This window comes from Geodermatophilus sp. SYSU D00710 (genome assembly GCF_054050195.1).
The window spans coordinates 67,543-76,341 of sequence record NZ_JBJGYX010000014.1 but is presented as its reverse complement, the minus strand read 5'-3'; the positions used below and the strand labels follow the sequence as shown (position 1 = coordinate 76,341).

The following is an 8,799-nucleotide window of genomic DNA, read 5'->3' as shown; positions in this document are numbered from 1 at the left end:
CCGGCTCAGGCCTGCGACGCGCCCTCGGCCGGCAGGTCGGCCACGAACTCGGTGAGCCAGGAACGCAGCGCCGGGCCGAGGTCCTCCCGCTCGGAGGCCAGCCGGATGACCGCCTTGAGGTAGTCGAGCTTGTCGCCGGTGTCGTAGCGCCTGCCGCCGAAGACGACGCCGTGCAGCGGGTGCCCGCGCTCGACCAGCGTGGCCAGCGCGTCGGTCAGCTGGATCTCCCCGCCGCGGCCGGGCGCGGTCTCGCGGAGCACGCCGAAGACCTCCGGTGAGAGCACGTAGCGGCCGATGACGGCCAGGCTCGAGGGCGCCTCGTCGACCGGCGGCTTCTCCACCAGGCCGGTGATCGCGACGACGCCGTCGGCGGAGCCGGGCTCGACGGCGACCGCGCCGTACTTGTCGATGTTCTCCCGGCCGACGTCGAGCAGCGCGACCACCGAGCCGCCGTGCTCGGCCTGCACGGCGAGCATCTGCTCGAGCAGGTGGTCACGGGCGTCGATGAGGTCGTCGCCGAGCAGGACGGCGAAGGGCTCCTCGCCGACGAAGGCGGCCGCCTGCAGCACCGCGTGGCCCAGCCCGCGCGCCTCACCCTGCCGGACGAAGTGCACCTGGGCGACGTCGGTGGACTCCTGGACGGCGGCCAGCCGGCCGGCGTCGCCCTTCTTCTCCAGGGCCGTCTCCAGCTCGGGGGTGCGGTCGAAGAAGTCCTCGATCGCGGCCTTGTTGCGGCCGGTGACCATGAGCACCTCGGCGAGGCCGGCGCGGGCGGCCTCCTCGACGATGTACTGCAGCGCCGGCCGGTCGACGACCGGCAGCAGCTCCTTCGGCACCGCCTTGGTGGCGGGGAGGAACCGGGTGCCCATCCCGGCGACGGGGATGACGGCCTTGCGCGCCGGGCGCTGCGGGGTCGACATGCGCGGCAGCCTAGCCAGGGGCCGCGCGCCGGACTATCTCGTCCTGACCCCGTGGGGGCAGCCACCGCCGCGGCCTCACGGGCACCCCCGCGGCCCTAGCCTCGTCCCGTGAGCGCACCGTCCGACGCGGAGGCGGCCAAGTCCGCCCTGCGGGAGCGGGTCCTGGCCGGCCGCCGGCACCGCACCCCCGCCGCGCGCGCCGCCGCCGCGGCCGCGGTGACCACCGCCCTGCTCGCCCGCCTGGCGCGGGTCCGCGTCCTGGCCGCGTTCGTGCCGGAGGACACCGAGCCCGGGTCGGGCCGGCTGCCGGCCGCGTTCACCCAGCTCGGCGCCCGGGTGTTGCTGCCCGTGGTGCCCGACGCCGGCACCGAGCTGCGCTGGGCGGTCGACACCGGCCGGCTGGCACCGGGCCGGTTCGGGATCCTCGAGCCGGTCGGCCCGCGGCTGGGGCCGACGGCGGTGGGGACCGCGGAGGTCGTCGTGGTGCCGGCACTGGCGGTCGACCGCGGTGGCATGCGGCTGGGCCGCGGCGGCGGCTGGTACGACCGCGCTCTGGCACACGTCCGCCCGGGCGCCGTCGTCGTGGGGCTGGTGTTCGACGACGAGCTGGTCGACCGGCTGCCGGCCCTCGGCCACGACCGCCCGGTGACCGCCGTGGTCACCCCCTCCGGCGGCTGGCAGGACCTGGGGAGCCGTACCGACCGGTAGGTGACACGGTGGGCCGGTCGGCGCCGACGAGGGGAGCCCGCCGTGTCTCCGGAGATCGTCTCGATCCTGGCGCTGGTCGCCATCTTCGCGATCGCCACGTTCCTGCCGATCAACATGGGGGCGCTGGCCTTCGTGGCGGCCTTCCTGGTGGGGACGCTCTCGGTCGGGCTCAGCACCGACGACATCCTCGCCGGCTTCCCCGCCGAGCTGGTCGTCACCCTGATCGGCGTCACCTACCTGTTCGCGATCGCGCAGAACAACGGCACCGTCGACCTGCTGGTGCGCGGGGCGGTGCGGCTGGTCGGCGGCTACGTGGCCGCCATCCCCTGGATCATGTTCGCCGTCACCGCGCTGCTCACCGCGATCGGCGCGCTCTCCCCCGCCGCGGTGGCGATCATCGCGCCGATCGCGCTCGGCTTCGCCGCGCGCTACGACATCAACCCCCTGCTCATGGGCATGATGGTCGTCCACGGCGCGCAGGGCGGCGGGTTCCGCCGATCAGCGTCTACGGCGTCACCGTGAACGAGATCGTCGAGGACGAGGGCCTGACCTCCAGCCCGCTGGCGGTCTTCCTGGGCAGCCTGTTCTTCAACATCGCCATCGGCGTCGTCCTCTTCCTCGTGCTCGGCGGGCGCCGGCTGCTGGGCCGCCGGGTGCCGCTCACGGTCCCCGCGCACGCCGAGCGCGCCGAGGAGCCCGTGGTGAGCGGGCACGGCGCTCCCCCCGGCCCCGCCGTCGGTCCCGACGACACCGGCGGGAGCGACGGCACCGGCGCGGGTGACGACACGACACCGCAGCCGGTGACCCTCGACCAGATCGCCACCCTGATCGGCCTGGCGGCCGTCGCCGTGCTCGCGCTGGTGTTCGACCTCGACATCGGCTTCGTCTCCATCACCGTCGCCACGGTGCTGGCGCTGTTCGCCGCGGCGCGGCAGAAGGGCGCGGTCAGCCAGATCAGCTGGTCGACGGTGCTGCTGATCGCCGGCGTGCTGAGCTTCGTGTTCGTGCTGCAGGAGGCGGGCACGATCGACTACGTCGGCGAGGCGGTGATCGGCCTCGGGGTGCCGCTGCTCATCGCGCTGCTGCTCTGCTACATCGGCGGGGTGGTGTCGGCGTTCGCGTCGTCGACGGCGATCATCGGCGTCGCCATCGCGCTGGCGGTGCCGTTCCTGCAGGAGAGCGACATCGGCACCGTCGGGGTGGTGGTGGCGCTGTCGGTGTCGTCGACGATCGTCGACGTCAGCCCGTTCTCGACCAACGGCGCCCTGGTGCTGGCCAACGCGCAGGGCGTGGACCGGGACCGGTTCTACAAGCAGATGCTCGCCTACGCGGGGATCGTCGTCGTCGTCGGGCCGTTCCTGGCCTGGCTGGTCTTCGTCGTCCCCGGCTGGCTGTGAGACAGGGAGAGGGACGCATGACCGGACCACTCGACGGGATCCTCGTCGTCGACCTGACCCGCGCACTGGCCGGGCCGCACGCGGGGATGATGCTCGGCGACCTCGGCGCCCGGGTGATCAAGGTGGAGAGCCCCGGCAGCGGCGACGACACCCGCGGCTGGGGCCCCCCGTTCGTGCAGCCCGACTCCGGCGACCGGGAGTCCACCTACTTCCTGTCGGCCAACCGCAACAAGGAGTCGGTCACCCTCGACCTCAAGGACGACGCCGACAAGGAGCTGCTCCGCGAGCTGGTCCGCCGCGCCGACGTGCTGCTGGAGAACTTCCGCCCCGGCACGCTGGCCCGCCTCGGCTTCGGCACCGAGGTCCTCGCCGGGCTCAACCCGCGGCTGGTGACCCTCTCGATCAGCGGGTTCGGCCACGACGGCCCCGAGGGCAGCCGGGCCGGCTACGACCAGATCGCCCAGGGCGAGGGCGGGCTGATGTCGCTGACCGGCTCCGGGCCCGACGACCCGCAGCGGGTCGGCGTCCCGATCGGCGACCTGCTCGCCGGCATGTACGGCGCCTACGGCGTGCTGGCGGCGCTGCTGGAGCGGGAGCGGACCGGCCGCGGCCAGGTGGTGCGCACCTCGCTGCTGGCCGCGATCGTCGGCGTACACGCCTTCCAGGGGACCGCGTGGACCGTCGGCGGCCAGGTGGGCCGAGCGCAGGGCAACCACCACCCCTCGATCGCGCCCTACGGCCTGTTCCACTGCAAGGGCGGCAGCGTGCAGCTCTCCTGCGGGTCCGAGGGGCTGTGGCGGCGGCTGTGCGCCGAGTTCGGCCTCGACCCGGAGGCGCCGGGGATGGCGACCAACCACGAGCGGGTGGGCAACCGGCAGCAGGTGATCGCGCTGCTCGAGGAGACCTTCGCCGACACCGGCCCGGAGGAGCTGCTCGCCCGGCTGGCCGCGGCCGGCGTGCCGGCGGGCAAGGTCCGCACCCTCGACGAGGTCTACGGCTGGGAGCAGACCCTGTCGCAGGGGCTGCTCGTCGACGTCGAGCACGCCACCCTGGGCCGGCTGCGGCTGCCCGGTCCGCCGCTGCGCTTCTTCGCCGCCACCCCTGACGGCGAGACCGAGACCACGCGCCGGGAGCACGCCGCTCCCCCGGTGCTCGGCGGATCGGACGAGGCGGTCCGCGCCTGGCTGTCCGAGTGACCCGGCTGGACGCCCGCGCGCTGCGCGACCTCGTCCTCGATCCCGGGTCCTGGAAGAGCTGGGACACGCCGGTCGGCCCGCGCGACGTCGACCCGGCCTACGCCGCCGAGCTGCGCGCCGCGGCCGAGCGCTCCCGGCAGGACGAGGCCGTCGTCACCGGCGAGGGCACGTTGCGCGGTCGGCGGGTGGCCGTCGTCGCCGGCGAGTTCGGCTTCCTCGCCGGCTCGATCGGCGTGGCCACGGCCGAGCGGCTGGTCGCCGCCGTCGAGCGGGCCACCGACGAGGGCCTGCCGCTGCTGGCCGCGCCGGTGTCCGGCGGCACCCGGATGCAGGAGGGCACGGTCGCCTTCCTGCAGATGATCGGCATCACCGCGGCGATCGCGCGGCACAAGGCCGCGGGCCTGCCCTACCTGGTCTACCTGCGCGACCCCACCTTTGGCGGGGTGCTCGCCTCGTGGGGGTCGCTCGGTCACGTGACCATCGCCGAGCCCGGCGCCGCGGTCGGCTTCCTCGGGCCGCGGGTCTACCAGGCCCTGCACGGCGAGCCGTTCCCGGCGGGGGTGCAGGCCGCCGAGCACCTGGCCGAGCGGGGGCTCATCGACGCCGTCGTCGCGCACGAGGACGTCGCCGACCTCGCCGACCGGGCGCTGTCGGTGCTCTCGGCGCGGCGGACCTGGCACCTCGACGTCCGCGACGCCGAGCGGCCCACCGCCGAGGACGGCACCGACGCCGACGACCCCGAGGACGGCCGCAGCGCGTGGGACGTCGTCACCGCGTCCCGACGGCCCGACCGGCCGGGCGTGCGGCGACTGCTGCGGACGGCGGCCACCGACGTCGTCGGGCTCTCGGGCACCGGGGCCGGCGAGAAGGACCCCGGCCTGCTGCTGGCGCTGGCCCGCTTCGGCGGCGCGCCGTGCGTCGTGCTCGGCCAGGACCGGCGCGGGCAGTCGCTGTCGGCGCCGCTGGGCCCGGCCGCGCTGCGGGAGGCCCGGCGCGGGATGCGGCTGGCCGCCGAGCTGCACCTGCCGCTGGTCACGCTCATCGACACCCCCGGCGCGGCGCTGTCGGTCGAGGCCGAGGAGGGCGGGCTGGCCGCCGAGATCGCCCGCTGCCTGGAGGACCTGGTGACCCTGCGGGCGCCGACGCTGGCGGTGCTGCTGGGCCAGGGCACCGGCGGCGGGGCGCTGGCGCTGGTGCCGGCCGACCGGGTGCTCGCCGCGGCCAATGGCTGGCTGGGCCCGCTGCCGCCGGAGGGCGCCTCGGCGATCGTGCACCGCTCCGTCGACCGCGCGCCGGAGATGGCCGCCGCGCAGGGCGTGCGGGCGACCGACCTGTGGCGGGCCGGGATCGTCGACCGCGTGGTGTCCGAGCGGCCCGACGCCGCCGACGAGCCGGTGGAGTTCTGCCGCCGGCTGGGCCGGGTGCTCGGCGACGAGCTGGCCGGGCTGCTCGGCCGCGAGGACGCCGAGCGCACCCGCAGCCGGCTGCACCGCTACCGCCACCTCGGCCGCTGAGCAGCTCAGCGGCCGAGGTCACCGCCGTGGGGCACGCGGCGGCTGGCATCGGGGTCGAGGCCCTGCACCACCGTCTCGAGGACCTCGCACAACGCGGCGGTCTGCTCGGGGGTCAGCGGGTCGAACAGCGCGGTGCGGACGGCGTCGACGTGGCCGGGGGCGACCGTGCGGACGACGTCCCAGCCGGCGTCGGTGAGGACGGCGAGGTTGCCCCGGCCGTCGTCGGCGGAGCGCTCGCGGCGCACCCAGCCGCGCTCCTCCAGCCGCGCCACGGTGTGCGACAGGCGGCTCTGCGACTGGTTGGCCCGGCGGGCGAGGTCGCTCATCCGGCGGCTGCGGCCGGGCGCCTCGGACAGCATCGCGAGGACGACGTAGGCGGCGTGGGTGAGGCCGGCGTCGCGCTGCAGCTGCGCGTCGAGCTCGCGCGGGAGCAGCTCGGAGACGGTCAGCCACGCCCGCCAGGCCCGCTGCTGCGTGTCGTCGAGCCAGCGTGCGGTCACCCGGGGGACGGTACCGGCGGGTCCGCCCCGTCCGGGTGGCCGACCACCCGGGCCGGTGGTACGCAGGGTCGCGAGGCGATGACCAGCTGTCACCCGACCGGGGCACGAGGGACACCCGCAGGAACTGTGAGCTGACCCACCGTTGACCCAGCGTGACCGTGGCGGTGAGGGTGGCTCGCCGCCGGACCTCCCGGCGCTCGAACCGAACGGAGCCCCCGTGCACGACGCCCCGACCTCCGGCCCGCTCGCCGGCCGGACTCCCGGGAGCGGCCGGCGCGACGCCTTCGCCCCGCTGCTGCACGACCCGCTCGCCGCGATGTTCCGCGAGCACGACCGCGCCGGTACCGGCACCCACGGCGTCCCGACCGCGGGCGCGCCCGAGCCGGTCACCGTCTACGACGACGGCGTCCCGCGGGTGAACCTGGGCAGCAACAACTACCTCGGCCTGGCCGGCGACCCGCGGGTCGTCGAGGCCGCCGTCGCCGCGGTGCGCCGGTACGGCACCAGCACGTCGGGCAGCCGGGTGCTCAACGGCACCACCCGGCTGCACCTGCAGCTGGAGGAGGAGCTCGCCGACCACTACGGCGTCGAGGCCGCGGTGCTGACCTCCTCGGGCGTCAACGCCAACACCGCGCTGCTGTCGACCGCGGGCGGTCCCGGCGACGTCCTGCTGGTCGACGCCCACGCGCACGCCAGCGTGCACGCCGGCGCGGCCGCCAGCCGCGGCACCGTCGTCCGGTTCCGGCACAACAGCGTCGACTCCCTCGCCCGGCGCCTGCAGCGGCTCGACCCACACGCGGGCGCCGTGGTGGTCGTCGACGGCGTCTACTCGATGACCGGCGAGACCGCGCCGCTGGCCGCGATCGCCGACCTGTGCGCCGCGTACGGCGCCCGGCTGGTCGTCGACGAGGCGCACGGCCTCGGGGTGCTCGGCGAGCACGGGCGGGGCGCGGCCGAGTTCACCGGCGCGCTGGACCGGGTGGACGCGGTCACCGTCGCGTTCAGCAAGTCGCTGGCCAGCGTCGGCGGCGCGGTGCTGACCAGCCGGGCGGTGGCCGACGGCATCCGCGCCAGCGCCGTCCCCTACGTGTTCAGCGCGGCCAACGAGCCGGCCGGCGTCGGCGCGGCCCTCGCCGCGCTGCGGATCCTGCGCGCCGAGCCCGACCTGCGGACGCGGCTGCAGGAGAACGGCCGGCGGCTGCGGGTCGAGCTCAGCGCCGCCGGGACGCCGCCGCTGCCGGGCAGCGGCGCGGTGATCGCCGTGCCGACCGGCAGCCCGGAGGCGACCGTCGCCGCGTGGCGGGCGGCCTACGAGGCCGGCGTCTACTGCAACGCCGTCGGCTACCCCGCCGTCCCGCGCGGCAAGGGGGTGCTGCGGCTGTCGGTCATGGCCACGCACACGGCCGAGCAGCTGCAGGCCGCCGCCGGCTCGGTGGCCGCCGCGGTGCTCGCCGCACGGGCGGCCGAGGACGCCGGTCAGGATCCTGACCAGGAGCTCGCGGTCGCCTGACCCCGGGCGGCCGGGAGGGAGGCGCCGTGCCGGGGTGGGCGTGGACGCTGGTGGGCGTCGCGGGCGGCCTCCTGCTGTGCTGGCTGGCGCTGTTGGCGACGCTGTGGGTCGCCCGGCCCGACGCGCTGCGGGCGGCCGAGCTGCTCCGGCTGCTGCCCGACGTGGTGCGGCTGGTCCGCCGCCTGGCCGGTGACCGGAGCCTGCCGCGCGGCGTGCGCGTGCGGCTCTGGCTGCTGCTGGCCTACCTGGCGCTGCCGGTGGACCTCGTGCCCGACGTCGTCCCCGTCATCGGGTTCGCCGACGACGCCCTGGCCGTCGCCCTGGTGCTGCGCTCGGTGGTCCGCCGGGCCGGTGCCGACGCGGTCACCCGCCACTGGCCGGGCACCGAGGCGGGCCTGGCCGCGCTGCGCCGGGCCATCCGCCTGCCGGGCTGACCTCAGCGCGGCGTCGTCGCGTCCGGCCGGAACGGGGCGCCGTGCGCGCAGACGACGAGCGTGGCCAGGGACAGCACCCGCTCGCGCTGCTCGCGCAGCTGGTCGCGGTCGAGGGCGTAGGGGTCGTCGGCCGGGCCCTCCCCGGTCCACCACAGGTGGGTCAGCGCGACGACGTCGTCGGGGGTGCCGACCAGCGTGGTGACGTCCTGCGGCGTGTGCCCGGGGGTGGCCAGCAGCCGGACGGCGGGCGTGAGCTGCACCCCGTCGGCCGGGCGGCGGGTGAACACGTCGCCCTCGATCACCGACTGGAAGTCGTGCACCGGGACCACCGGGAACAGCGCCACGTTGAGGGTGTGGTCGAGGTGGTGGTGGCTGAGGACGACGTCGGTGACGTCCTCGGGCCGGACGCCGAGCCCGCGCAGGGGCCGCAGGATGTCGTCGCGGTCGGCCACCATCCCCGGGTCGACGACGATCGTCCGGCCGGCGTCGCGCACCAGCGTGACCGTGCCGGCCACGTGCGGCGAGCGGGCGTAGCCCTCGACCAGGACGTCGACGCGGGCGGTGCGGGCGAGGTCGGCCATGGGCGCACGGTAGGGCGGGGCACCGCTCCCCGCAGCGGG

At 76.2% G+C, this 8,799-nt stretch carries 10 protein-coding genes; 7 read left to right on the top strand and 3 right to left on the bottom strand.

Going from position 1 to position 8,799, the window contains the following annotated elements; all coding sequences use genetic code 11:
- Positions 1–5: 5 nt before the first annotated feature.
- Complete coding sequence (locus ACI78U_RS09105) at positions 6–920, bottom strand: UTP--glucose-1-phosphate uridylyltransferase (RefSeq protein ID WP_456874980.1); 915 nt, start codon at positions 918–920, stop codon at positions 6–8.
- Positions 921–1,028: 108 nt separating this feature from the next.
- Here ACI78U_RS09105 and ACI78U_RS09100 point away from each other — a divergent pair, with 108 nt between their 5' ends.
- Genes ACI78U_RS09100 through ACI78U_RS09080 form a run of 5 tightly spaced genes read left to right on the top strand, consistent with a single transcriptional unit; the run spans position 1,029 to position 5,735 of the window.
- Positions 1,029–1,628 carry a 5-formyltetrahydrofolate cyclo-ligase gene (locus ACI78U_RS09100; protein ID WP_456874979.1) on the top strand — a complete coding sequence of 200 codons (600 nt, stop codon included), beginning with the start codon at positions 1,029–1,031 and terminating at the stop codon, positions 1,626–1,628.
- 42 nt (positions 1,629–1,670) lie between these two features.
- On the top strand, positions 1,671–2,150 hold the full coding sequence (locus ACI78U_RS09095; RefSeq protein ID WP_456874978.1) for an SLC13 family permease: 480 nt from the start codon (positions 1,671–1,673) through the stop codon (positions 2,148–2,150).
- Positions 2,147–3,025: an SLC13 family permease gene (locus tag ACI78U_RS09090; protein ID WP_456874977.1), complete on the top strand. Its 879-nt coding sequence runs from the start codon at positions 2,147–2,149 to the stop codon at positions 3,023–3,025. The genes ACI78U_RS09095 and ACI78U_RS09090 overlap by 4 nt, the downstream gene beginning before the upstream one ends.
- A 17-nt stretch (positions 3,026–3,042) precedes the next feature.
- Complete coding sequence (locus tag ACI78U_RS09085; protein WP_456874976.1) at positions 3,043–4,221, top strand: CaiB/BaiF CoA transferase family protein; 1,179 nt, start codon at positions 3,043–3,045, stop codon at positions 4,219–4,221.
- Complete coding sequence (locus ACI78U_RS09080) at positions 4,218–5,735, top strand: carboxyl transferase domain-containing protein (protein WP_456874975.1); 1,518 nt, start codon at positions 4,218–4,220, stop codon at positions 5,733–5,735. Before ACI78U_RS09085 ends, ACI78U_RS09080 begins: the two co-directional genes overlap by 4 nt.
- Before the next feature lie 5 nt (positions 5,736–5,740).
- Here the strand turns inward: ACI78U_RS09080 and ACI78U_RS09075 are convergent, their stop codons facing one another.
- Positions 5,741–6,235: a MarR family winged helix-turn-helix transcriptional regulator gene (locus tag ACI78U_RS09075; protein ID WP_456874974.1), complete on the bottom strand. Its 495-nt coding sequence runs from the start codon at positions 6,233–6,235 to the stop codon at positions 5,741–5,743.
- 217 nt (positions 6,236–6,452) lie between these two features.
- On the opposite strand from ACI78U_RS09075, the gene ACI78U_RS09070 reads away from it, so the two are divergent.
- Together ACI78U_RS09070 and ACI78U_RS09065 are read left to right on the top strand one after the other, a co-directional pair.
- A complete protein-coding gene (locus tag ACI78U_RS09070) occupies positions 6,453–7,745 on the top strand; it encodes an aminotransferase class I/II-fold pyridoxal phosphate-dependent enzyme (protein ID WP_456874973.1) in 1,293 nt (430 codons plus the stop codon).
- 26 nt (positions 7,746–7,771) lie between these two features.
- On the top strand, positions 7,772–8,179 hold the full coding sequence (locus ACI78U_RS09065) for a DUF1232 domain-containing protein (RefSeq protein WP_456874972.1): 408 nt from the start codon (positions 7,772–7,774) through the stop codon (positions 8,177–8,179).
- Positions 8,180–8,181: 2 nt separating this feature from the next.
- On the opposite strand, the gene ACI78U_RS09060 is transcribed toward ACI78U_RS09065, so the two are convergent.
- On the bottom strand, positions 8,182–8,760 hold the full coding sequence (locus ACI78U_RS09060) for an MBL fold metallo-hydrolase (protein WP_456874971.1): 579 nt from the start codon (positions 8,758–8,760) through the stop codon (positions 8,182–8,184).
- Between the last annotated feature and the right edge of the window lie 39 nt (positions 8,761–8,799).

Excerpts from the sequence above, each read along its gene's own strand:
- ACI78U_RS09105 (WP_456874980.1), bottom strand. The coding sequence starts at position 920 with ATGTCGACCCCGCAGCGCCCGGCGCGCAAGGCCGTCATCCCCGTCGCC.
- ACI78U_RS09085 (WP_456874976.1), top strand. The coding sequence starts at position 3,043 with ATGACCGGACCACTCGACGGGATCCTCGTCGTCGACCTGACCCGCGCA.
- ACI78U_RS09060 (WP_456874971.1), bottom strand. The coding sequence starts at position 8,760 with ATGGCCGACCTCGCCCGCACCGCCCGCGTCGACGTCCTGGTCGAGGGC.